General features: G+C 63.9%; 19 protein-coding genes. 13 read left to right on the top strand and 6 right to left on the bottom strand.

What is annotated here, in order from left to right; genetic code table 11:
- Nucleotides 1-437 precede the first annotated feature (437 nt).
- Together F757_RS0128390 and F757_RS0128385 are read right to left on the bottom strand one after the other, a co-directional pair.
- Entirely contained in the window at nt 438-1,544 is a 1,107-nt protein-coding gene (locus F757_RS0128390; RefSeq protein ID WP_027214328.1) for an NAD(P)/FAD-dependent oxidoreductase, read from the bottom strand.
- Nucleotides 1,545-1,763: 219 nt separating this feature from the next.
- Nucleotides 1,764-2,741 carry an AAA family ATPase gene (locus F757_RS0128385; protein WP_027214327.1) on the bottom strand — a complete coding sequence of 326 codons (978 nt, stop codon included), beginning with the start codon at nt 2,739-2,741 and terminating at the stop codon, nt 1,764-1,766.
- Nucleotides 2,742-3,110: 369 nt separating this feature from the next.
- On the opposite strand from F757_RS0128385, the gene F757_RS0128375 reads away from it, so the two are divergent.
- The 6 genes from F757_RS0128375 (at nt 3,111) to F757_RS0128350 (ending at nt 9,596) form a co-directional block, all read left to right on the top strand.
- Entirely contained in the window at nt 3,111-3,695 is a 585-nt protein-coding gene (locus F757_RS0128375) for a hypothetical protein (protein WP_027214326.1), read from the top strand.
- Nucleotides 3,696-3,841: 146 nt separating this feature from the next.
- Complete coding sequence (locus F757_RS0128370; RefSeq protein ID WP_027214325.1) at nt 3,842-4,639, top strand: endonuclease/exonuclease/phosphatase family protein; 798 nt, start codon at nt 3,842-3,844, stop codon at nt 4,637-4,639.
- 609 nt (nt 4,640-5,248) lie between these two features.
- Entirely contained in the window at nt 5,249-6,019 is a 771-nt protein-coding gene (locus F757_RS0128365; protein WP_013586862.1) for a ferredoxin--NADP reductase, read from the top strand.
- A gap of 416 nt (nt 6,020-6,435) precedes the next feature.
- Nucleotides 6,436-7,347, top strand: a complete 912-nt coding sequence (locus tag F757_RS0128360; RefSeq protein ID WP_027214324.1) for a sensor histidine kinase — start codon at nt 6,436-6,438, stop codon at nt 7,345-7,347.
- 10 nt (nt 7,348-7,357) lie between these two features.
- On the top strand, nt 7,358-8,014 hold the full coding sequence (rqpR, locus tag F757_RS0128355) for a response regulator transcription factor RqpR (protein ID WP_027214323.1): 657 nt from the start codon (nt 7,358-7,360) through the stop codon (nt 8,012-8,014).
- Between the two features lie 190 nt (nt 8,015-8,204).
- Nucleotides 8,205-9,596, top strand: a complete 1,392-nt coding sequence (locus F757_RS0128350) for an amino acid permease (RefSeq protein ID WP_027214322.1) — start codon at nt 8,205-8,207, stop codon at nt 9,594-9,596.
- A gap of 264 nt (nt 9,597-9,860) precedes the next feature.
- Here the strand turns inward: F757_RS0128350 and F757_RS34240 are convergent, their stop codons facing one another.
- Nucleotides 9,861-11,696: a tetratricopeptide repeat protein gene (locus F757_RS34240; RefSeq protein ID WP_035467547.1), complete on the bottom strand. Its 1,836-nt coding sequence runs from the start codon at nt 11,694-11,696 to the stop codon at nt 9,861-9,863.
- Between the two features lie 495 nt (nt 11,697-12,191).
- Here F757_RS34240 and F757_RS0128340 point away from each other — a divergent pair, with 495 nt between their 5' ends.
- The 7 genes from F757_RS0128340 (at nt 12,192) to F757_RS0128310 (ending at nt 19,880) form a co-directional block, all read left to right on the top strand.
- Complete coding sequence (locus tag F757_RS0128340; RefSeq protein WP_027214321.1) at nt 12,192-12,746, top strand: (2Fe-2S)-binding protein; 555 nt, start codon at nt 12,192-12,194, stop codon at nt 12,744-12,746.
- 10 nt (nt 12,747-12,756) lie between these two features.
- Nucleotides 12,757-15,144 (top strand): xanthine dehydrogenase family protein molybdopterin-binding subunit, encoded by a 2,388-nt coding sequence (locus tag F757_RS0128335; RefSeq protein ID WP_027214320.1) that lies wholly within the window; start codon nt 12,757-12,759, stop codon nt 15,142-15,144.
- Nucleotides 15,145-15,166: 22 nt separating this feature from the next.
- A complete protein-coding gene (locus F757_RS0128330; RefSeq protein WP_027214319.1) occupies nt 15,167-15,964 on the top strand; it encodes an FAD binding domain-containing protein in 798 nt (265 codons plus the stop codon).
- Between the two features lie 94 nt (nt 15,965-16,058).
- Nucleotides 16,059-16,946: an AAA family ATPase gene (locus F757_RS0128325; RefSeq protein ID WP_027214318.1), complete on the top strand. Its 888-nt coding sequence runs from the start codon at nt 16,059-16,061 to the stop codon at nt 16,944-16,946.
- 5 nt (nt 16,947-16,951) lie between these two features.
- Nucleotides 16,952-18,271: a vWA domain-containing protein gene (locus F757_RS0128320; protein WP_027214317.1), complete on the top strand. Its 1,320-nt coding sequence runs from the start codon at nt 16,952-16,954 to the stop codon at nt 18,269-18,271.
- Complete coding sequence (locus tag F757_RS0128315; protein WP_027214316.1) at nt 18,262-18,882, top strand: CoxG family protein; 621 nt, start codon at nt 18,262-18,264, stop codon at nt 18,880-18,882. The genes F757_RS0128320 and F757_RS0128315 overlap by 10 nt, the downstream gene beginning before the upstream one ends.
- A complete protein-coding gene (locus F757_RS0128310) occupies nt 18,855-19,880 on the top strand; it encodes an XdhC family protein (protein ID WP_013337768.1) in 1,026 nt (341 codons plus the stop codon). The genes F757_RS0128315 and F757_RS0128310 overlap by 28 nt, the downstream gene beginning before the upstream one ends.
- 186 nt (nt 19,881-20,066) lie before the next feature.
- Here F757_RS0128310 and F757_RS0128300 read toward each other — a convergent pair whose 3' ends face one another.
- The 3 genes from F757_RS0128300 to F757_RS0128290 all read right to left on the bottom strand — a co-directional run bounded on the left by F757_RS0128300 (nt 20,067) and on the right by F757_RS0128290 (nt 22,379).
- Nucleotides 20,067-20,807: a PepSY-associated TM helix domain-containing protein gene (locus tag F757_RS0128300; RefSeq protein WP_027214315.1), complete on the bottom strand. Its 741-nt coding sequence runs from the start codon at nt 20,805-20,807 to the stop codon at nt 20,067-20,069.
- Nucleotides 20,808-21,041: 234 nt separating this feature from the next.
- Entirely contained in the window at nt 21,042-22,067 is a 1,026-nt protein-coding gene (locus F757_RS0128295; RefSeq protein WP_027214314.1) for a serine/threonine protein kinase, read from the bottom strand.
- Nucleotides 22,068-22,166: 99 nt separating this feature from the next.
- A complete protein-coding gene (locus tag F757_RS0128290) occupies nt 22,167-22,379 on the bottom strand; it encodes a hypothetical protein (RefSeq protein ID WP_006050502.1) in 213 nt (70 codons plus the stop codon).
- Nucleotides 22,380-22,691: the final 312 nt, after the last annotated feature.

Raw genomic sequence — 22,691 nt, 5'->3', positions numbered from 1 at the left:
AGCATAGCAACGAAGCCGTCGCCAGTGACGGGTCAAATGATAGAGATAAGCGAATTGCTACGGCTTCGTTCGTGCTGGGGGGCGTTCGGGCCGTTCGTGGCGGTCGCTGCATTCCCACAGTCGTCGCGTTCACCACGTTCACCACGTTCGCTGGGTTCGCCACATCGCCGTGTTCGCCGTGTTCGCCGTGTTCGCCGTGTTCGCCGTGTTCGCCGTGTTCGCCGTGTTCGCCGTGTTCGCCGTGTTCGCCGTGTTCGCCGTGTGCGCCGTGTGCGCCGTGTGCGCCGCGTTCGCTACGTTTGCCACGTTTGCCACGTTTGCCACTTTTGCTACGTTCGCTGCGTTCGCCGCGTTTGCTACGTTCGCTACGTTCGCTACGTTCGCCGCGTTCGCTGCTTTGCCGACCTCCCGCCGCCTGACATTCAACGACGCACCGCTCACGCGCGTCCGCTCAATTCGCAGACCCTCTGCGCGATTGCGAGCGACGCAGTCAGCCCCGGCGATTCGATGCCGAACAGATTTACCAGCCCACGCACCCCATGCGCGGCCGGTCCCTGAATGACGAAATCGGCGGCCGGCTCGCCGGGGCCCGAGAGCTTCGGACGAATGCCCGCGTAGGCGGGCTGCAACGCGTGGTCCGGCAGCGCGGGCCAATAGGCGCGAATCGCCGAGTAGAACGATTCAGCGCGCTCAGGGTCGACCTCGTAGCTGATTGCATCGACCCATTCGACGTCAGGACCGAAACGCGCCTGGCCGCCGAGGTCGATAGTGAGATGCACGCCGAGTCCTGCCTCGTTCGGCATCGGATAAATCAGGCGGCTAAATGGCGCGCGCCCCGAGATGCTGAAGTAGTTGCCGCGCGCGAGATAGAGCGGCGGAACGTGGCGCGCGTCGAGTCCGCGAATCCTGCGCGCCAGCGCATTTGCATGCAGCCCGGCACTATTGACGACGCACGCGGCGCTGATAGTGGCGGGCGCCTCGCCGCCGACCTTGACGACGAAGCGACCATTGGCTGCCTCGATTGCGTCGACCGGCGAGTGGAATGCGAACATCGCTCCGTCGCGTTCCGCGTCGCCCTGCAACGCCAGCATCAGTTGATGGCTGTCGACAATGCCCGTTTGCGGCGAGAACACCGCCGCGACGCATTCGAGCGCCGGCTCGAGCGCCTGGGCCTCGCTCGCGGAAATGCGCATCAGGTCCAGCACGCCGTTTTCGCGGCCCTTGTGCATGATGCTTTCGAGTTGCGGAATCTGACTGTTCGACGTTGCGACAAGCAGCTTGCCGCAACGCGAATGCGGCACGTTGCGCTCGACGCAGTAGTCGTACAGCATCTCGCGGCCCCGCACGCACAGCGTCGCCTTCAGTGAGCCGCGCGGATAGTAGATGCCCGCGTGAATCACCTCGCTGTTGCGCGAGCTCGTGCCCACGCCGATCGCCTCGGCGGCTTCCAGTACGATCACTTCGCGCCCGCGCGCCGCCAGCGCGCGCGCCACCGCGAGCCCGACCACGCCCGCGCCGATCACGACACATTCGATCTGATCCATGTCCCTCGACGCAGCCGACTTCGCCGCGCGCCGCCTCGTTCATCCGTATAGATGGCAACAGCATGCGGCCAACGAACGCCTTACACCGCTCGCTGCCGAACGCAATGCCGTTTTGCAACTGTCTCGCAGCCGCTGCGTGAAATTGTACGACGCCGCACAGACAGCGATGTCTGTGCTGCGTCTGCGTGGCAGCGTGGTGCGGGAATGTCGACGAGGCGCTCAGAAGCCGATCGGCCTGCGGCGGTTGCCAAAATCGAGCCGTATGTCGCCGCCGCCGATCTCGTCGCGACCGTCGATCCGCGCGGCGCCAAAGCCGTTCAGAATCGCCCGGCGCATTTCGCGCGGCGACGCGTTTTTCAGCGCGTCAAGGGCGGCGTCGCCGAGCAGTTCAGGAAAACGCAGACCCCAGTTATGTGCGCCGCGAATCTCCGCGTAAATGGACTGCGCGATGCGGCGTGCGCCCTCGCGGTCCGGCGGCGGAATCTCGTACACGTTCATGCGGTTCAAAATCGGCTCGGGAATGGCGCGCTCGTCGTTGGCCGTGGCGATCCAGATCACATGCCCAGCGTTGATCGGAATCTCGGCGAATTCGTCGATGAAGCTGTGCGCCGTATCGTGCTCGAGCAGCGCGTACAACGCGCCGAGTGGATCGTATTGCGAGTCGCCGGTGGCCTTGTCGATTTCATCGACGGTAATTACAGGATTCGCATAGCTGCCATTGACGAGCGCGTCGAATACCTTGCCCGGCTTGGCGTTTTTCCATTGCGACGAGGCGCCGGAGAGAATCCAGCCGGCCGTCAGCGAACTCATCGCGACATACTGATAAGCGGTGCCGAGCAGGCGCGCTAACTGCTTCGCAAAATGCGTCTTGCCGATGCCGGGGTCGCCGAGCAGCAGAATCGGCATCAATTCGAGGCGGTCCTCCGTCTCGAGACAGAGCGCGACCTGCTTGCGGATGTCGTCGAGCGGGTCGGCGAAGTTGGGCAGCGCGTCGATCAGATCGTCGATGGACGGCATGCGGTTCGGCTTGACGCAAAAGCGCAGATTGCCGGTTTTCAGCATCTTTTCGTAGGTTGCGCGCAACGCCTCGTTTGCGCCTTCGCCGAGATCGTTCAATGCGGTCTCGACCTGGTCGAGGTCGTACACCTGACTGAAAGATGCCACGGCAATTTCCTGTTTGACCATTGCTGTTGTCATTGCTCACCCCGTCTGGCTGGCCTTGCTGGGCGGCGTCGGTCGGCGCCGTCACAGGTTCAGTTTAACGAGGACAGATCGCGACGCAAGCCAGCAGTCGTGCGGCTCTGCTGCTAACGGCCGGGTTCGCGGCCGGGTTCGCGGCCGGTTCGCGGCCGGGTGCGCCGCCGGGTTCGTGGCCGGTTTCGTGGCCGGTTTCGCGACCCGTTGGGCGGCCGAGCGGCGCGCCGGCGGCCAACATTACCGGCGTGCTGCGAAATGCATTGTTGCTGAACCCGGCCCCGTTTAACGTGTCAGAAAAGCGTTCCGCTCATCAGGCGTAAGATGACCCTCTCATCAGGCTGCCGGACGCAGTCACCGGAGATGTGTTCTATGTGGAAAACCAGTATCGTGGCCCTGCTGTTCGGCGCTTCGCTGCTTGCACACGGGCAGCAACGGCCGGCGCAGCAGGTCGTGCAGTGGGAACTGCAAGTGTTGCGCGACGGCCAGCAGATCGACGCGTTCGAGGGCACCACCACGGTCGGCCAGGCGCGCACGGATACGCATCACAAGGTGGTGCAGCACAACGTCGGCTGCAAGGATCAGCCGGCGGGCAGCATCGACCTCGCGCGCACGCTCACGGTGTCGCCGCTGCGGGTCGAGGGCAATGACGTGACGCTGTCCATCGAGGCCCAGGAAACGTTGGAGGACCCCGCCGCGCGCCAAACCGACACCGGCTGCAAGCTGCCGCCGCAGCCGCGTCAGGTGGGCGCTAGCCATCCGGGTCTGAAGGTGCCGGTGGGTCAATGGACAAGCTGGACGATCATCGACAAGGACCCGACGCTCGTCTACCGGGTGCGCGCCAACCTGACGAATGGCGCCAACGCCGGGAGTGCCGCCAGTGCGGCAAGCGGTGTGAGCACGCCCAGCGGTGTGACCACGGCCAGCGGCGTCAGCGCGGCCAGTGCGGTCAAGTGACTTCGCTGCGTACCGGCTGCAAGCGCGCAGCCCCCGAGCCGCCCGCGAGAGAGTTGAAAAACGTAGCTGAAGAGCCAACCTGAACATCGCGTGAACAACGCACGAATAATCGAAGCCCCGAAAACAGAACACGTGGACAACGCGGCATGCGAAACCCCGAAGAATTGATCCGCGAAAGCGCAGCACCCAAAGATTTCGTGGCGGTGAGCTGGAACCTGCACAAGGGACGCACGCCGCTCGGCTTTCAAGCCTGGCAAGCCATGCAGCGCTGGGTTCAGTCGACCCACGCGGACGCCTATTTCCTCCAGGAAGCGATGGCGCGGCGCATGCCCTCGCCAATACTGGCGAGCAGCTTCGGCGCGCCCGTCACCGACCCGCTGAGCGATGTCTGGCATTGTCAGGCCACGGAAATCGCGCGAGCGCTGCAGTTGGAAATCGCGCTCGGGCCGAACGTGTTCAAGCCGTCGTGGCGCCACGGCAATGCCATTCTGTCGCCGCATCCGCTCGACCTGGGCGGACGCTGGGACATTTCCGCGCATCGCTTCGAAAAACGCGGGCTGCTGGTCGCGCGCGCGACCTTCGGCGGACACTCGGTTACCTTGTTGTGCGCACATCTTGCGCTCACGCGTTCCGCGCGCCTGCGTCAAATGCACTGGATTGCCCACTGGATCGCGAAGGAAGCCCCAGACGGCCCGCTCGTGCTGGCGGGCGACTTCAACGACTGGCGCAACGACTCGGTGCCGCTTTTCGGTGAACACGGCCTGCATGAAGTCGCCACGCTGCTCGGCGAATCGGGCCGCACGTTCCCGGCTTTCTCACCCGCGCTCGCGCTCGACAAGATGTTCGTGCGCGGCATGAAGCCGATCGAATGGATTCAGCCGACGCAGGAAACCGCGTGGCTGTCGGACCATTTGCCCTATATGGCGCGGCTGCGCGTCGAGTGACGGCGCGCCGCCGCGGCTCTCGCGGGCGGCGTCGTCGCTGTCGGAAAGGCGGGCTGGGGCCTAGCCTGCGCCGCGCGCGTTTGCCTGCTTTATTGGCAGGGTCTATGCTGCACCGCACGGCAGGTTTGGGTATCATCCTGAAAATGTTGCCCGCGCGGCGCGCCTACCCGGCGCCAGCCGGTCGGCCGGTCAGCTGATGGCAGCCGCCCTGCGCGGTGCTCGTCCATCGCCGTACCGCTGGTGATGCGCGGCTGCGATTACGCCACGTACTTCCGTCACCGGACCCGGCGGGAACCGGCCGGACCGGCAAGATCCTGCGCCGGCGCTTCCCGCACCAGTAACCCGTTTGACGAGCTAGACGAGCGGCGGTGAACAACAGCCGCCCGAGCACCTGATTTGCTTTCGATTCGTTTTTTGATCCGCCCCGTGGTCCGCTTTCTGGCCCACTGGCGTCGCGCTCAATCGCCGCGTCCCGGCCCGGCGGCGGCGGGCGCGTTAAAATAGCGGATTGCGCGCCATTCCCGTCAGCGGGTGGGCGCAGCATCGCCCTTGCCGCGCCGGCCGGCTTGAACGACTGGCCGCCTTTGTTTTCGCACTATCCACGAAGCCATGAGCAACCTGAATTCACAAACCGTCCTGAGCGTCCATCATTGGACCGATACGCTTTTCAGCTTCACCTGCACGCGCGATCCGTCGTTCCGTTTCGAAAACGGCCAGTTCACGATGGTGGGCCTCGAAGTCGACGGCAAGCCGCTGCTGCGCGCGTACAGCCTCGCCAGTGCGAACTACGAAGAACATCTGGAATTTCTCAGCATCAAGGTACAGGACGGCCCGCTCACGTCGCGTCTGCAGCATCTGAAGGTTGGCGACCAGGTTCTGATCGGCAAAAAGCCGGTCGGCACGCTGATGGCCGACAACCTGCTGCCGGGCAAGACGCTGTGGCTGCTGTCCACCGGCACGGGCCTCGCGCCGTTCATGTCGATCATCAAAGACCCGGACATTTATGACCGCTATGAGCGCGTGATCCTCACGCACACCTGCCGTTTCGTCGACGAACTGGCGTACAAGGAATACATCACCGACCATCTGCCGGCGCATGAGCACCTCGGCGAACTGGTGCAGGAAAAGCTGCTGTATTACCCCACGGTCACGCGCGAAGCGTTCCAGAACCGCGGCCGCATTACCGAACTGATCGAAACCGAAAAGCTCTTCGCCGACCTCGGCGTGCCGGGCTTCTCGCTGGAAGACGACCGCGTGATGCTTTGCGGCAGCCCGCACATGCTGCGCGACACGCGCAAGCTGCTCGACGACATGGGCTTCCAGGAAGGCAGCAACAACGCGCCGGGCCACTATGTGGTCGAGAAGGCGTTCGTCGGCTAAGCCGGACTTTTCGCGGCGCCTGCCGCGCCCGAGGAAAGGAGCCATCCGGCTCCTTTTTTTTCGCCGTTACAAATTGAAGTCGTACATTTGACATTTGCTGTCGGCATTCTTCCTACAAAACAAACACTGACCCACCTCAAGCAGTGCGTGAGATAAGGGCGCTAACCCTTGCTGGGACTGCTTTTTTCTTTTTTTTAAGATATGATCGCGGCGCACCGTTCGTCGCTTCAACCGCCGCTCATGGTACGACCTGCTTGTTACTGAATGTAAATTTCGTTACCTTGCACCGTAGTGTTTTACCGTCGTGCTGACCTGATACGGCCATACTGGAGGCCAGAGACCTTATGCGTTCTTTCGTCCTCGCGGCGCCCACGCGCCCCTCTTTCGCTGTCCACGCTGCTTTCTGAGAGAAAGTCATGGATACGCCGACTGTCGTCCGGTTCACCAATCCTGTTCCCGCTTCGTTGCCGCGTGATGGCGGCGGAGCTCGCGCGGCTCGATCCGATCCGGCGTCGGCATCAGGATCGGCCTCGGGATCGGCTTCTGCGACGGTGGAGCGCGAGTTGGCGCGTTTGCGCGCGCGGGTGCGCGAACTGTCGGCCGAACTCGTGCAGGCGCAGGAAGCGGCCTGCCGCCACGTCGCCCGAGAATTGCATGACGGCGTGGGCGCCGAGCTGACTGCGACGCGCTTCGCGCTCGCCGGCGTGGAAACGTGGCTGCCCGCCGACGCTCCCGCGCAATGCTCTGCTGCGCTCGCCGTGGCCAACCGCTCGCTCGACGCCGTTTGCGCCGCGACCCGCCAGGCAGTGGCCGAGTTGCACGCGCCGGCGCTCGAAGCAGGAATCGTAGGCGCGCTCGCCCAGTGGACCGGCGAATTCGCCGCTCGTACGCAGTTGCGCACGAGCTTCGTCTGTAGCGCCGACGTGCGTCTCACGCGGCTGCCGGCCGACGCGGCGCTAGCCGTGTTCCGGGTCGCGCAGGAGGCGCTGAACAACATTGCCAAACACGCGCGCGCCGCATCGGCCGACGTGCGCATCGAGACCAGCCGCCGCCATCTGACGCTGATCGTCAGCGACGACGGCGTGGGCATTGCACGCCACGCCCAGCGCCGAAGCGGTCATTTCGGCCTGAGCGGGATGAAGGCGCGCTGCGCCGCCTTCGACGGCACACTGTGCGTGAGCGCCCGGCGCGCCGAACCACAGGGCCCCGGCCAGGCGCGGCGTGGTGCGGGCGACGGTGCGCGCGGCACGCTCGTGCGGGCGCGCTTCGCGTGGGACGCCATGCTCGCCGACACCCAGCCTGCCGGGCTGCGGGCCGCGCAATCGTGAGCGAGCCGTCATGAGCCTGCGTATCCTTCTCGCCGACGATCACGCCGTGGTTCGCCAGGGCGTGCGTCAGTTGTTGCTGGATCGCGGCGTCGCGCGCGAAGTCACGGAGGCGCAGACCGGCGCCGAGGCGCTCGACGCCGTCGCTGCCCACGGCTACGACGTGGTGCTGCTGGACATTTCGCTGCCGGACATGAACGGCGTCGAAGTGCTCAAGCGTCTGAAACGCAAGGCGCCGCGCGTGGCCGTGCTGATGTTTTCGATGTATCGCGAGGATCAGTACGCGGTGCGCGCGCTGAAAGCGGGCGCGGCAGGCTACCTGTCGAAGACCGTCGACGCCGCGCAGATGATCGGCGCGATCCAGCAGGTCGCGGCCGGCCGCAAATACGTGAGTCCGGCGATGGCCGAGGCGCTCGCCGACTACGTCTCGTTCGACGGCGAGCAGATGCCGCACGAAAAGCTCTCCGACCGCGAATACCAGACGTTGTGCATGCTCGCGTCGGGCAAACGGCTGACGGACATTGCCGAGGCGCTGTCGCTGTCGGTGAAGACTGTGAGCGTGTACCGCACGCGCCTGCTCGAGAAAATGAAGCTGCGCAACAACGCCGAGCTCACTTTCTACGTGATGAGCAACCGCCTCGTCGACCTGAATCCGGCGATGGCGGGCTGAACGCCCGCTGTGGCGGCGCTCGTGCGGCTTTGCCTGCGGCGTCGTGCCGTTTTGCCGCCACGGCGCCACACCCGCCAGGTTCCTCCCATTTCCAGACTCGTCCCAACGAGGCGCACGCGCGCATCCGCTAAAATTGCGGGTTTCCGACATTCGGCGCGCAACACGCGTGCACTACTGGAGACCCCCGCCAATGTCCCTTTTCCGCAAAAAGAGCGTCGAGCACATGCTCGCGACAAGCGCCCAGAGCGCCGGCCTGAAGAAAGCGCTCGGCGCACTCGACCTGACGTTTCTCGGCGTCGGCGCCATTATCGGCACGGGTATTTTCGTGCTGACCGGCACGGGCGCCGTCGAGGCCGGCCCGGCGTTGATGGTTTCGTTCCTGGCCGCAGCCGTTGCGTGCGGCTTCGCGGCGCTCGCGTATGCGGAGTTCGCGTCGACGATTCCGGTCGCGGGCTCCATCTATACCTATTCATATGCGACGCTTGGCGAACTCGCAGCGTGGATCATCGGCTGGGACCTGATGCTCGAATACGGGCTCGCGACGTCGGCGGTTTCCGTCGGCTGGTCGGGCTATCTGCAATCGCTGCTGTCCGGTTTCGGCGTCGCGTTGCCCGACGCACTGCGAGCCGCGCCGGGCGGCCTGGACGGTCACGAAACATTCTTCAACCTGCCGGCATTCCTCGTGATGATGGCGATCACCGCGCTGTTGTCGGTGGGCGTGCGCGAATCGGCACGCATCAACAACCTGATGGTCGCGATCAAGGTGACGGTGGTGCTGCTCGTGATTGTCGTCGGCGTGTTTCACGTAACGCCTGCAAACTGGCACCCGTTCATGCCGAACGGCTGGAACGGCGTATTCCGCGCGGCTGCGGTGATGTTTTTCGCGTTCATCGGCTTCGACTCGGTGTCGTCCGCCGCCGAGGAGGTGAAAAATCCGAAGCGCGATTTGCCAGTCGGCATCATTGCATCGCTCGGCGTGTGCGCAGTGTTGTACGTCGCGGTGGCCGCCGTCGTGACGGGCATCGTGCCTTCGGCGCAATTCGCGAAAATCTCGCACCCGGTGTCATACGCGTTGCAGGTTGCGGGCGAGAAGTGGGTGGCGGGCTTCATCGACCTTGGCGCCGTGCTCGGCATGCTGACCGTTATCCTGGTGATGGCTTACGGCCAGACGCGCGTCATTTTCGCAATGTCGCGCGACGGTTTGTTGCCTGCGCGCCTTTCGCGCGTGCATCCACGCTTTGCGACGCCATTCTTCACGACGTGGCTGGTGGGCATTTTCTTCGGGCTGATCGGCGCGCTGGTGCCATTGAATGTGTTGGCGGAGCTGATCAATATCGGCACGCTGGCGGCGTTTTCGATGGTGTCGATTGCGGTTCTCGTTTTGCGCAAGACGCATCCGGAATTGCCGCGGGCGTTCCGCTGCCCGGGTGTGCCGGTCGTGCCGGTACTCGCTATCGCTTCCTGTTTGTTCTTGATGGTTAATCTGAAGGCAGTGACGTGGGTGGCGTTCGTGGTTTGGCTGGTGGTGGGGATGGTGATTTATTTTGGGTATTCGAGGAGACGGTCGAAGTTGGCGGTGTGAATGGTTTCGACTCGAACACGTTGACTCTGGGCGACGCAATGATGGCTATGAGAACTCGATCACGCCGTCTCCGTCGCCCTCGGGCCTGGTAGCCGCACGTATCCTTCAGGCGCGATGGACAGGCGCAGCGTGGCGTCAGCTCTCTGACAGGTGACTCACGAGCGCTCGAAGGCCCTGGGCCTATGGCGGACGCTGGCTCAAAGCGGCGAGCTGGCGTCCCCGATCAGGCAAGTCATCGATAAGCTGCCATGCCTGGACTTCCGGTTATCGGTCGGGCGACTTTTCGCTTGCTTTCAGGTGTCGCTCCTCCAGCGCGGCTCGCACCTCTCCAATGGCGGAGTCCCAATTACCCAGCTCCCGCTGGCGAAACAGTCGCATCGATGGATACCAAGGGCTATCGGTCCTCTCCTGGAGCCATCTCCATTGCGCATAGGCTGGCACCAGGACCCAAACCGGCAGATTGGCGGCACCGGCCAGATGTGCCACCGACGTGTCGACGGACACCACCAAGTCCAATGTCGCGAGTATTGCGAGCGTGTCACCGAAGTCCTCAATGACCGGGCCGAGCGTGTGGAAATCAAATGCATCTGTCAGCGCTTCGCCTTCACGCTCCCGCTCGCCTTTTTGCAGCGAGAACCAAGTGGTTCCGGGAACCGAAAATAACGGTTTCAGCGCGTGGATATCAATGGAGCGGAAGCGGTCTAGTGCAGAGTGCGGACCACCGGCCCAAACAATACCGACCCTGAGTTTCCCTGACCGGTTCACTGACGGCGCTAGTGCTTCAAGCCGCGCTTTCCAAAAGGCAATAAGGTGAGGCGGTGCGGCGACATATGGCATTGCAATAGGCAATGTGGACAGCCTCAGCCCCATGTGCTCAGGCATTCGCTGCATATGGCTCCAGTAATCGTAGGGGCCTTGCGGCAGACGCGTCAGAACTGAGCGAACACCTGTCATGCTGCGCGCGATTACAGCGACGGATTCACTGACGAGTACATCGACCACCGCGCCTTGCTGATGCAACCACTCGGCAAAGCGCACGAACTGGATTTCATCGCCGCGCCCCTGTTCGCCGACAAGCAGAAACGTGCGCCCGTTCACCGGCTCACCTTCCCAAATCCGGGACTCCGGAAAGACGCGGGTACTACGGGCCAGCGGCGTGTTGTAGAAAAGGTTGTGCCGGGACCACCCGACCTCATAGTTGCTGGCGTTGATTTCCAGCTCGGCATGCTGGAATTGCGATATCTCGTCGGCCGGTTGTAGTCGCACGGCTTCTGCGCTGTATGCCATGGCTTCTTTAACGTAACCACGGACACTCAAAGCATGCGCCGCATATCGATGCAGGCAGACGCTTTGCAAGTCAAGGGCGATCCCCTGACGTGCAACACTGAACATTTCAGCGAAGCGGTCAGTTCTATACAACGCAAGACACAGTGCCTCCAATGCGGTTGCGTCAGTTGCATGCCGCATGCGGAGTTCTGACACTAGTCGCGAAAGCGGTAATTCCTGCTTGACCTTTCCAAAGACAAGCAGTGCGTCGATGCCATCCTTTAAAGACGAGTTGTCAATTGCCAAGGCTCGTAGCCAAAAGGCGGCTGCATCGTCCGATTCGCCGAGGTCAGTACTTATCTGTGCAACTGCGCGAACTGCGTGATGCAACTCTGGCTCTCTAGTGATCGCCTTTATGTACTCCGCCTTCGCTTCTTCGAGACGCCCGCGCAGCCGCAGGCAGTCCGCAAGGTTGCGATGCAGCGTCGCTGTGCTTCCAATAAGACTGAGCGCACGACGATAGAACAGCTCTGAATTTGCGTAGTCGCCTCTCATTGCCGCAATTAGACCGGCATGCTCCAAAAGGTCGCCGCGCTCAGGTTCGAGCCGTAGAGCACGCTCCAGATACGCCGACGCCTCCACAATCTTGTTTAGGCGTGCACATGCCAGTCCCATCTGATGCAACACATGGACATTGCCGGGCTCCGTGGCTAATACGAGCTCGTAAATACTCGCCGCCTCGGCCACGCAAGAGGCAGAAAATAACGCGTCTGCCTTCGAAGTCAGGGCACTCCGCTCAACATCTTCAGCGTAAGCAGGTGACATTGCGGACATCTTCAAGGAAACTCGATCGACGGCGGGTTGAGTCTGCCGCAGGCGTAAGGTGCATACAAGCCAATAAAGACACGAGCGGTCCATTTCAGAATTTTCCACTGAGTCATCGGTATGAAAACTGAAAGTCTCATTCACGGCGCATAGGTCTATTCGGACATGGAGTAGATCTGTGAACAGGACCGTCCCTCCCGTAGGGGTTTTACGGCGGAACGCGGTTCTGGCTCGAGCACCGAGAGACAAACGCGGCGGGGGCAAAGCCGGCAGCGTCATGCCGCCCGCTACGGCGCGTGGTGGGGCGGAACGCGGCGAAGGACAGGCCGAGCGGTTCAAAACCCCGCCCCCGACAAAAAACCCCTCATAGCGCCCCCGCCCAATTTGTGCTTTACTTTTCGGCAGACTCATAAAAACCGCAGTACCCCGACCGGATCGGAACGAACAGGCAGGCTGAAGGCAGAAGAAAAGCGGTCCGGTTTCCCCCAATCAGGAGACGACTTCATGGCGATCAGCATTAGTCTGACGGTGAACGGCGCGCCCATCAGCGCTTCAGTCGAGCCCGGCACCCTGCTTGTGCAGTTCCTTCGCGATCAACTGCGCCTCACCGGCACCCACATCGGCTGCGATACGGCCCAGTGCGGGGCGTGCACCGTCCACCTGGACGGGCGCGCGATCAAATCGTGCAACATCCTCGCAGCGCAAGCAGACGGTGCGCGCGTCACCACCATCGAAGGCCTCGCCAAAGACGGTGCGCTGCATCCCATGCAAGCCGCGTTCAAGCACTGCCACGGTCTGCAATGCGGCTTCTGCACGCCCGGCATGGTGATGAGCGCCATCTCGCTGGTGGAGCGTCAGCCCAATCTCACTGGCGACGACGTCCGCGCGCAATTCGACGGCAATCTGTGCCGCTGCACCGGCTATCACAACATTGTGAAAGCGGTGCTCGAAGGGGCCGAAGGCATGAAGTCGTCCGGCACGGCAGGCAGCGCGGCAAACCCGGCAGCGAGCACCAGCGCGAACGCCCCCGCAGCCTCCACCGCGCAAGCCACCGCCTGAGGAGCCGACGATGAACGCCCCCGAAACGCACAACCTGATCGGCGCTTCCGTCGAACGTAAGGAAGACTATCGATTCCTCACGGGCAACGGCCAGTACACCGACGACATCCTGCTGCCGCAGCAAACCTACGCAGTCTTTCTGCGCTCGCCGCACGCACACGCGAAGATCAACAGCATCGACACCACAGCGGCGCAACAGTCGCCCGGCGTGGTCGCCATTTTCACCGGCAAGGACATGGCGGCGGAGAACGTCGGCGGCCTGCCGTGCGGCTGGCTCATCCATAGCACCGACGGCAAGCCGATGAACGAGCCGCCGCATCCCATCATCGCGCATACGAAAGTGCGTCACGTCGGCGATCAGGTCGCCCTCGTGATCGCGGATTCGATCAAGGCCGCGAAAGACGCGGCGGAGCTGATCGAAGTGGATTACGACGTGCTGCCCGCCGTGGTCGATACCGCGCATGCAGCGGACCCCGGCCAGCCGGCCGTTCACGATGAAGTGCCGGACAACGTCTGCTACAACTGGGGCCACGGCGACAAGGCGGCAACCGACGCCGCCTTCGCGAAAGCAGCACACGTCACCACCCTCGACATCGTCAATAACCGCCTCGTGCCGAACGCGATCGAACCGCGCGCGGTGAACGCAAGCTATTCGGCGCAGGACGACAGCTACACGCTCTACGTGGCGAACCAGAATCCGCACGTCGAGCGCCTGCTGATGGCCGCTTTCGTGCTGTCGTTGCCCGAATCGAAGTTGCGCGTGATTGCGCCGGACGTCGGCGGCGGCTTCGGTTCGAAGATTTTCCTTTACGCCGAAGACGTCGCGCTCACGTGGGCGTCGAAGAAAATCCGCCGCCCCGTGAAGTGGACGGCCGAGCGCTCCGAAGCCTTTCTGTCGGACGCGCATGGCCGCGATCACGTAACGAAAGCGGAGCTCGCGATCGACGCCGACGGCAAGTTTCTCGGCATGCGCATTCACACCATCGCGAACATGGGCGCGTATCTGTCCACGTTCGCCTCGAGCGTGCCGACCATCCTGTATGCGACGCTGCTGGCCGGCCAATACGCGACGCCCGCCATCTACGCCGAAGTGAAGGCCGTCTTCACCAACACCGTTCCGGTCGACGCCTATCGCGGCGCGGGCCGCCCGGAAGCGACTTACGTGGTGGAGCGTCTGGTCGAAACAGCCGCGCGCGAATTGAAGATCGACCCGGCTGAGATTCGCCGCCGCAACTTCATCCGCGAATTTCCTTACGCGACGCCAGTTGGCCTCACCTACGACACCGGCGACTATGAAGCGATCCTCGCGCGCTCGCTCGAACTCGCCGATGTGAAAGGCTTCGAAGCGCGTCGCCAGCAATCGGAGAAAAACGGCAAGCGGCGCGGCCTCGGCTACTCCTGCTACATCGAAGCATGCGGTCTCGCACCGTCGAACATTGCGGGCGCGCTGGGTGCGCGCGCAGGTCTCTTCGAAGTCGGCCAGATCCGCGTGCATCCCACAGGCTCCGTGACTGTGTTCACCGGTTCGCAAAGTCACGGCCAGGGGCATGAAACGACCTTCGCGCAAGTGGTCGCAGACCGGCTCGGCATCCCATTCGAAAGCGTGGAAATCGTGCACGGCGACACCGGTCGCATTCCGTTCGGCATGGGCACCTATGGCTCGCGCTCCATTGCGGTCGGCGGCTCGGCGATCATGAAGGCGCTCGACAAGATCGAAGCCAAGGCGAAGAAAATCGCTGCGCATCTGCTCGAAGCCGCGGCGGAAGACATAGAGTTCAAGGACGGAGTATTCCGCGTCGCCGGCACGGATCGCACCAAGGCCTTCGCCGAGATTTCGCTCGCCGCGTATGTGCCGCACAACTATCCGCTCGAAGTGCTCGAACCGGGCCTGGAAGAAAGCGCGTTCTACGACCCGAGCAACTTCACCTATCCATCGGGCGCGTACATCTGCGAGATCGAGGTGGACCCGGACACGGGCGTGTGCGAAATCCAGCAGTTCACGGCTGTCGACGATTTCGGCAACGTGATCAACCCGATGATCGTCGAAGGCCAGGTGCACGGCGGCCTCGCGCAAGGCATCGGACAAGCCATGCTGGAGCGCTGCGTATACGACAAGGAAAGCGGCCAATTGCTGTCCGGCTCGTACATGGACTACGCAATGCCGCACGCGTCGGACCTGCCGGATTTCACCGTGGAAACCGCGAAAGGCACGCCGTGCACGCACAATCCGCTCGGCGTCAAAGGTTGCGGCGAAGCGGGCGCAATCGGCTCGCCGCCGGCCGTGATCAACGCGATCATCGACGCACTCGCGCCGCTCGGCGTGACCGACCTGCAAATGCCGGCCACGCCGCATCGCGTGTGGTCGGCCATCCACGCGGCCACGCCAGCAGCCCACTAAGATCCTGAGCGGAGCATTCGACATGTATTCATTCGAGTATCAACGCGCGACGGACCCGCAAGCAGCCGCCGCAGCCATCGCCGCCGACAGCGACGCAAAGTTTCTGGCCGGCGGACAGAGCCTGCTGCCCACCATGCGGCTGCGTCTTGCGCAGCCCTCGCAATTGATCGACGTGACGCGCATTCCGGCGCTCAAGTCGATCAGCGTCGAGGCCAATGTGGTGAAAATCGGCGCAGCCGTCTGTCACGCGGATGTCGCCGACCACGCCGACATACGCCGGGCGTTGCCGGCGCTGGCGGACCTGGCCGCGCATATCGGCGATCGCCAGGTGCGCGCGCTCGGCACGCTTGGCGGCTCGCTCGCCAACAACGATCCGGCCGCCTGCTATCCGGCGGCGGCAATGGGACTGGACGCCACCATCGTCACGCAACGGCGGCGCATCTCGTCCAGCGACTTTTTCGTGGGCATGTACGAAACCGCTCTGGAACCGGACGAACTGATCGTGGGCGTGGAATTTCCGGTTCCCGAGCGGGCGGCGTACGAAAAATTCAGGAACCCCGCGTCGCATTTCGCGCTCGTCGGCGTCTTTGTTGCGAAATTCACGAGCGGCGTGCGCGTCGCGGTGACGGGCGCGGCGGCTTCCGTGTTTCGTGTGCCCGAACTGGAAAGCGCACTGTCGGCGAATTTCACGCCCGAGGCCGCGCGCGCGGTCAGCCTCGCCGGCGCGAGCCTGAACGACGACATGCACGCGAGCGCGGAATATCGCGCGCATCTGATTCCGGTGCTCGCCGCGCGCGCGGTGGCAAAAGCAAATAGTTAGCCATCCTTCGTACAGGCGGCCGACGCGGGCCTGCTCGCTCGCGCCGGCCGCGGTTGCTCAAGCGCGTCGCTGATCGCGCAGATTCAGGAACGCCATGCACCCCGCTTCAATCGACGACACCCTCGCGCAACTCGCCGCCCAAAACTATTTCGCGAGCCGCGAACTGGCGACGGCGTTGTATCTCGCGCTGCGCATGGAGCGTCCGTTGTTCGTCGAAGGAGAGCCGGGCGTCGGCAAGACCGAACTTGCCAAAGCAGCGGCGGGCATGCTCGGCACGTCGATGTTGCGGCTGCAATGCTACGAAGGACTGGACACCGCGAGCGCGCTCTACGAGTGGGACTACCCGCGGCAGATCATGGCGTTGCGTCTTGCCGAAGCCGCAGGCGAGCGACCCGATAACGACACCTTATACCGCGGCGAATTTTTGCTGAAGCGCCCGCTGCTGCAGGCCCTGCTGCCCGACGAAAATCATCCTGGCGCGCGGCGCGTGCTGCTGATCGACGAAATCGACCGCGCCGACGAGCCGTTCGAAGCCTTCCTGCTCGAACTGCTGTCCGACTTTCAGGTGTCGATTCCCGAGTACGGCACGGTGCGCGCGGCACAGCCGCCGCTCGTGGTCATGACCTCGAACCGCACGCGCGAGGTGCACGACGCGTTGAAGCGCCGCTGCCTGTATCAATGGATCGGCTATCCGGATCGCGACCGCGAACTGCAGATCGTGGCCGCGCGCGCGCCGCAAACGTCAGCGCAATTGCAGCGGCGCGCGGTCGATTTCGTGCACCGGCTGCGCGGCATCGATCTCTTCAAGGCGCCGGGCATTGCGGAAACCATCGACTGGTGCCGCGCGCTCGAGGCGCTCTCGGTGACGGAGCTCGATCCGCAGTCGGTGCAGAACACGCTCGGCGTGCTGCTGAAGTACCAGGACGATCTCGCGCGTGTCGACGCGGCGCAGATCGCGCAGTGCCTCGCCGCGCCGGAATAGCGAGCATGACGACGCTCACTCGCGCTGACAATCCCGACCACGGCGACGCTCCGCCCGCGCAACGCCAACCGGACGCGGGGCAGCGACTCGCAGCATCGCCGGAAAACGGCACGCCTACGCTTGCGCGCAACGTCGTGCATTTCGTGCGCGTGCTGCGCGGCGCGGGTCTGCCCATGTCGCCCGCGCATGCCGTCGACGCGCTCGCCGCCCTCCACTACATCGACCTCGCGCGCCGCGACGACGTGCGTGCCGCGCTCGCGGCAACGCTGGTTTCGGCGCCCGACGAACGCGAACTCTTCGACGCGGCGTTCGAACTCTTCTGGCGTGATCCGGATTGGGAAGGCAAGCTGCGGGCGCTGCTGCTGCCGAAAGTCCGCGACGGCCTGCCGCCGCCCAAACGCAACAACCGTCTCGCCGACGCGCTGGCGGTGCGCGCGCCGCCCTCCCCGCACACGCAAAAACCGCAGGAAACCGAGCAGCAGGAACTGCGCGCGCACATCACGTTCAGTGCCGAGGAACGGTTGCGTCACCGCGATTTCGACACCCTTTCCGCCGATGAATGGCGCACGCTGCGCCATCTGATTCGCGCTCAGCGTCTGCCGCTCGCGAAGGAACCGACGCGCCGCCTGAAGGCGGCATCGCACGGCACGCATGCTGACCTGCGCGCCAGCGCGCGGCAGGCGGTGCGCGCGGGCGGCGACTGGACCGTCTGGAAATATCGCGCCGTGGTGGAGCGCAAGCCGCCGCTCGTGTTGTTGCTCGACATTTCCGGCTCGATGAGCAGTTATTCGCGCGCGGTACTGTACTTCTGTCACGCGCTGGTTCACTCGCGCGAACGCCTGCAGGTCTTTCTGTTCGGCACGCGGCTCACCAACGCAACGCGCTGGCTGCGCGAGCGCGATCCCGACGTGGCGATTGCCGCGCTCACCGAACAGGTTCTCGACTGGTCGGGCGGCACCCGCATCGGCGCGGCGCTCGCCGAGTTCAACCGACGCTGGGCGCGGCGTGTGCTCGCCGGACGCGCGACCGTGCTTCTCGTAACCGATGGCCTCGATCACGAAGCGATCGACGTGCTAGACGCTGAAATGGCCCGATTGCGGCGCTTCGCGCATCGAATCGTGTGGCTCAATCCGTTGCTGCGTTTCAGCGGCTTTTCACCGAAGGCGCGCGGTGTACAGGCGATCCTGCCGTATGTCGACGCGCATCGCCCGGTTCATAATCTGGAGACCCTGGCCGCGTTCGGCCGCGACTTCGCGCAACTCGCGCGCGCGCCGCGTCCGGGCGTGCCTGCCATGCCAACCGCAGGAGCCCGTTCATGGAACTGACCGAAACTCATACGCTGCCGGTTTCGCAGCAGCGCACGTGGGACGCGCTGAACGACACGGAGATTTTGCGCGCCTGCATTCCGGGCTGCGAAAGCATCGATCCGGACGGTGAGAACGCGTATCTGGTCACGCTTAGTGCCGCAGTCGGCCCGGTCAAGGCGCGCTTCAAGGGGCGCATGCAGCTCACCGATATAGACGCGCCCAACGCGTACAACATCGTATTCGAAGGCCAGGGCGGCGCGGCCGGCTTCGCCAAAGGCAACGCGCGCGTCACGCTCGAAGCGGACGGCGACGCATCGACGAAGCTCAGCTACACGGCGAGCGCGCAGGTAGGCGGCAAGCTCGCGCAAATCGGCTCGCGGCTCGTCGACGGTGCGGCGCGCAAGATCGCCGGCGAATTCTTCAAACGCTTCGGCGCGCAGGTCGGCGCAAGTGGCGGTGCCGACACTGCCCATGCCGGGGATGCAGACGACGCGGGGGATGGCGGCGGCACTGCAGCCGACGGCGCGGCGGGGCACAATACTGCATCGACCGAGGCTACGGACAACGAGTCCGGCGGCGATGCAACGAAAAGGAAGAAATCATGGACAGCGTGGATCTCGAAGTCCTGAAGTCCAGCGCACGTTGGCTCGAGGAAGGACATCGCGCGCTGCTGGTGACGGTGGTCAAGACATGGGGCTCGTCGCCGCGACCCGAGGGCGCGATGCTCGTCGTGCGCGACGACGGGCTCGTGGTCGGCTCCGTTTCGGGCGGCTGCATCGAAGACGATCTGATCGATCGCGTGCGCCAGCAAGGTATTGAGCAGACGCGGCCCGAGGCGGTGAAATACGGCATTACCGCAGAAGAAGCGCATCGTTTCGGACTGCCTTGCGGCGGCACGATTCAACTGGTGCTCGAACCGTTGACACCGCAAAGCGGCATCGCCGAACTCTGCGCCGCTGTGGAAGAAGGACGGCTGGTTGCGCGCGAACTGGACATGACAACGGGCGTGGCGCGGCTCGACAAGGCGCTCGCCACCGACGGCGTGCATTTCGACGGGCAGCGCCTCCTGACGATTCACGGCCCGCGTTACCGGATGCTCGTAATCGGCGCCGGGCAGTTGTCGCGCTACTTGTGCAACATTGCGGTGGGGCTCGACTATCAGGTCACCGTGTGCGATCCGCGCGAGGAGTACACGGAAGAGTGGAGCATTCCCGGCACGAAGATCGTGCGAACCATGCCGGACGACACCGTGCTCGACATGAAGCTCGACGAACGCTGCGCGGTAATTGCCCTGACGCACGACCCGAAGCTCGACGACCTCGCCTTGATGGAAGCGCTCAAGACTCCGGCGTTCTATGTCGGCGCATTGGGTTCGCGCCGCAATAACCAGGCGCGTCGCGAGCGGCTGAAGGAATTCGACTTGAGCGAAACGGAGCTGGCCCGTTTGCATGGACCGGTGGGCATTTATATCGGCAGCCGCACGCCGCCGGAAATTGCCGTGTCGATTCTCGCTGAAGTGACGGCGGCCAAAAACGGCGTTTCGTTGCCCACGCTGATTCAGGTGGAAGGTGCAAAAGCCGCGCGGGAAATTGCCGCCTCGGCGGGCGGCGCGGCCTGCAGCGCCTAGCATGCACAAGATTCAGGCGACGCGATCGGCGACGCGCGGTCGGCAACGCGCAGTTGCTGCGAGATGGCTGCGCGGTTGCCGTGGCGGTTGTCTAGCCGATTGTCCAGGCGGTTCGCAGCGCAGTTGCAAAGCGCAGTTGCAACCTTGTATAGCTTCGGCGTGAAGGTCACGCGCGAAGCCTGGCGCTCACATCAAACCGCACACCACCGCGGCGATAATCGACCCGCCCACCAGTACTACGCCGACCACCCGGCGCTTGTTCAATTCGGTCCACAACAGCACGCCCGTCAGCGAGAGCAGGATCAACGAGCCGGCTATCGTGTCCACCAGCAGCATCCAGCCGATGCTCAAGCCCGTGCCCTTGTGGAGGTTCGTCATCGTCGCGAGGAAGCTGTTTTGCGTGCGTTTCACCGCGACGAAGCCGTTGCCGACCCAGTACTCGGCCTGCACGTTCTGTGTGGGCGCGGCGAACCCCACCTGCCAGAACTCCGGCTGAATCGTACTGCGATCGCCCCATGCCACCGGATGCGCCGGCTCGCGTTTCATCCTGCCTGGCTTGCCATCTATTTTCAGCTCGCCCTTGAGCCACTTCGCCATGTCCATCGGCGAATGGAAAGGCTTGTCGGGCACGGCCATCTGCAACTCCTCGACTTGCGGCTGGCCCGTCGGCACCTTCATGGGACCCGCGCGATGGTTCAGCAAAAAGCCGGTCGCGCCGAACATAAGTCCAAGTACCGCGCCCCATAGGCCGACCCAACCATGCACCTTGCGCAGCCACTTGATGAAGTTCGCGCGCCGCGAACGCTGACGGCGCGCTGCCTGCTCGGCACCGTCCATCAGGTGACGGCCCGGCGGCTCGTGATGGGCGACATAGCGTGAAGCGCCATCAGCAGCGGGTTTCATATCGATTGAATCAGGCGCGTTCACATCATGCTCCGGTGCTGCAGGTTAAAACCGCCGCCGCGCGCGCGGACATGCAGCGCGCGCAACCGGCAGCGGAGGAATTCACAAAGGGAGAGCGGACGGCTCCGGCTTGCGGCCCGGAGCCGTCCCATTGACGGGCTGGCTGGCAGTCACAGAGGAGGAGAAATGTGACAGGAAGCTGGCGATGCCCTTCAATTGAGAATGGCTATCATTACACAATTGACGCGTTTGCTCAATCTAAACAGGCCACAGCGGCCCTTCCTGCATCGCGCCCAACTGCTCGCGCATTTCGAGAATGCGGTCTTCCCAGTACCGCTGCGTGTTAAACCAGGGAAACGCCGCCGGAAACGCAGGATCGTCCCAGCGACGCGCGAGCCACGCCTGATAGTGGATCAGGCGCAGCGTGCGCAACGCTTCGACCAGATGCAGCTCGCGCGGCTCGAAGTCGCAGAAGTCTTCATAGCCCGCGAGCAGATCGGCGAGCGCACGCGACGCCTCGGCGCGCTCGCCCGGCAGCAGCAGCCACAAGTCCTGCACGGCCGGGCCCATGCGGCTGTCGTCGAAGTCGACGAAATGCGGCCCCGCGTCGGTCCACAGCACATTGCTCGGATGACAGTCGCCGTGCATGCGCAGCGTGCGGATCTCGCCCGCGCGCTCAAACGCGCGCTGGACGCCTTCCAGCGCCAGATTGACGACGGTCTGCCAGGCGTCGCGCACATCATCGGGAATGAAGGTGTGAGCAAGCAGGAAATCGCGCGGCTCGTAGCCGAAAGTCTGAATGTCGAGCGCGGGACGCTCCGTGTAGTTCTGCGTCTGCCCGACCGCATGAATCCGGCCGATAAAGCGCCCAAGCCACTCGAGCGTATCGCGACGATCGAGGTCCGGCGCGCGTCCGCCACGGCGCTCGAAAATTGAAAAACGGAAACCGTCGAACGTATGCAGCGTGCGGCCTTCGAAAGCGCGCGCCGGCACGGCGGGAATTTCCCGCGCGGTCAGTTCCGCGACGAACGCATGCTCTTCCAGAATGGCGGCATCGCTCCAACGCTCGGGACGATAGAACTTGGCGACCACCGGCGGACCGTCTTCGACGCCCACCTGATACACGCGGTTTTCGTAACTGTTGAGCGGCAGCATGCGCCCGTCCGTGCGCACGCCGACTGTGGCGAGCACGCTGTCGAGTGCATCGAGCACGAGTTCCGGCTGGAGCCGGGCGAAAGGCACGGTGCGCGCGGCGCCGTCCTGTGGATCGAGAATGTCGTTCATGCCCGCATTGTGCGCCGCGCGGCCGTCAAAGACGAGTGTGGCGCGATTTGCGGCGCGCGCCTGCGAGGCAAACCGCAGACGCGCGAAACCGCGACCGCGCTAATGCATCTGCGCGCTCGACGGACGCACCAGTTCGCCGGTGTCGATCAGGTCTTCGAGGAAAAAGGGTTCAGTGTTCAGTTGCGGCGAAGCGCCGGGCTCGCCGGCATACCACGCCACCATGGCCATGTCGCCGAGAATGCGCATGACGATTCCGCGCGCGCCTTGTGGCACGGCGATATGCACCGATCGGACAATGGAACCGATTTGCATGATGTTTCCCCGTTCTCCCATAGCCGGCTTTATGGATTCATGCCGGTCAAGGTGATGATAAAAGCGCCGCTTCGCCGGTAACGTTGCGTACGCACCCAAACTGCTGCGCGTGGATACGCGTGAGAGCTTCGAGTCATTGTTCCCGTTTTGCGGGGCCCGTGATAGCGGGAACTCAGGGCGTTTCACCCGTCGTTTCCGCGGATTCGTCGCGGCGCCGGGCGCCGCGACGAGACCATCATAAACCCTGCCGGGCGCAGACATCAAAAACGCTGCGCTTGCGCACCACTCGCGCGTTTTCGCACACCGCGGCGC

Origin of the sequence: Burkholderia sp. WSM2232, from assembly GCF_000472545.1 — a bacterium.
In the GTDB taxonomy this organism is placed as follows: domain Bacteria; phylum Pseudomonadota; class Gammaproteobacteria; order Burkholderiales; family Burkholderiaceae; genus Paraburkholderia.
The sequence above is the reverse complement of the archived record's forward strand: the minus strand, read 5'-3'. Positions and strand labels throughout refer to the sequence as shown.

Excerpts from the sequence above, each read along its gene's own strand:
- F757_RS0128325 (WP_027214318.1), top strand. The coding sequence starts at position 16,059 with ATGCACCCCGCTTCAATCGACGACACCCTCGCGCAACTCGCCGCCCAA.
- F757_RS0128385 (WP_027214327.1), bottom strand. The coding sequence starts at position 2,741 with ATGACAACAGCAATGGTCAAACAGGAAATTGCCGTGGCATCTTTCAGT.
- F757_RS0128290 (WP_006050502.1), bottom strand. The coding sequence starts at position 22,379 with ATGCAAATCGGTTCCATTGTCCGATCGGTGCATATCGCCGTGCCACAA.
- F757_RS0128365 (WP_013586862.1), top strand. The coding sequence starts at position 5,249 with ATGAGCAACCTGAATTCACAAACCGTCCTGAGCGTCCATCATTGGACC.
- F757_RS0128390 (WP_027214328.1), bottom strand. The coding sequence starts at position 1,544 with ATGGATCAGATCGAATGTGTCGTGATCGGCGCGGGCGTGGTCGGGCTC.
- F757_RS0128295 (WP_027214314.1), bottom strand. The coding sequence starts at position 22,067 with ATGAACGACATTCTCGATCCACAGGACGGCGCCGCGCGCACCGTGCCT.
- F757_RS0128330 (WP_027214319.1), top strand. The coding sequence starts at position 15,167 with ATGTATTCATTCGAGTATCAACGCGCGACGGACCCGCAAGCAGCCGCC.
- F757_RS0128360 (WP_027214324.1), top strand. The coding sequence starts at position 6,436 with ATGGATACGCCGACTGTCGTCCGGTTCACCAATCCTGTTCCCGCTTCG.
- F757_RS0128335 (WP_027214320.1), top strand. The coding sequence starts at position 12,757 with ATGAACGCCCCCGAAACGCACAACCTGATCGGCGCTTCCGTCGAACGT.
- F757_RS0128350 (WP_027214322.1), top strand. The coding sequence starts at position 8,205 with ATGTCCCTTTTCCGCAAAAAGAGCGTCGAGCACATGCTCGCGACAAGC.
- F757_RS34240 (WP_035467547.1), bottom strand. The coding sequence starts at position 11,696 with ATGTCCGCAATGTCACCTGCTTACGCTGAAGATGTTGAGCGGAGTGCC.
- rqpR (WP_027214323.1), top strand. The coding sequence starts at position 7,358 with ATGAGCCTGCGTATCCTTCTCGCCGACGATCACGCCGTGGTTCGCCAG.
- F757_RS0128340 (WP_027214321.1), top strand. The coding sequence starts at position 12,192 with ATGGCGATCAGCATTAGTCTGACGGTGAACGGCGCGCCCATCAGCGCT.
- F757_RS0128315 (WP_027214316.1), top strand. The coding sequence starts at position 18,262 with ATGGAACTGACCGAAACTCATACGCTGCCGGTTTCGCAGCAGCGCACG.
- F757_RS0128375 (WP_027214326.1), top strand. The coding sequence starts at position 3,111 with ATGTGGAAAACCAGTATCGTGGCCCTGCTGTTCGGCGCTTCGCTGCTT.
- F757_RS0128320 (WP_027214317.1), top strand. The coding sequence starts at position 16,952 with ATGACGACGCTCACTCGCGCTGACAATCCCGACCACGGCGACGCTCCG.
- F757_RS0128370 (WP_027214325.1), top strand. The coding sequence starts at position 3,842 with ATGCGAAACCCCGAAGAATTGATCCGCGAAAGCGCAGCACCCAAAGAT.
- F757_RS0128310 (WP_013337768.1), top strand. The coding sequence starts at position 18,855 with ATGGACAGCGTGGATCTCGAAGTCCTGAAGTCCAGCGCACGTTGGCTC.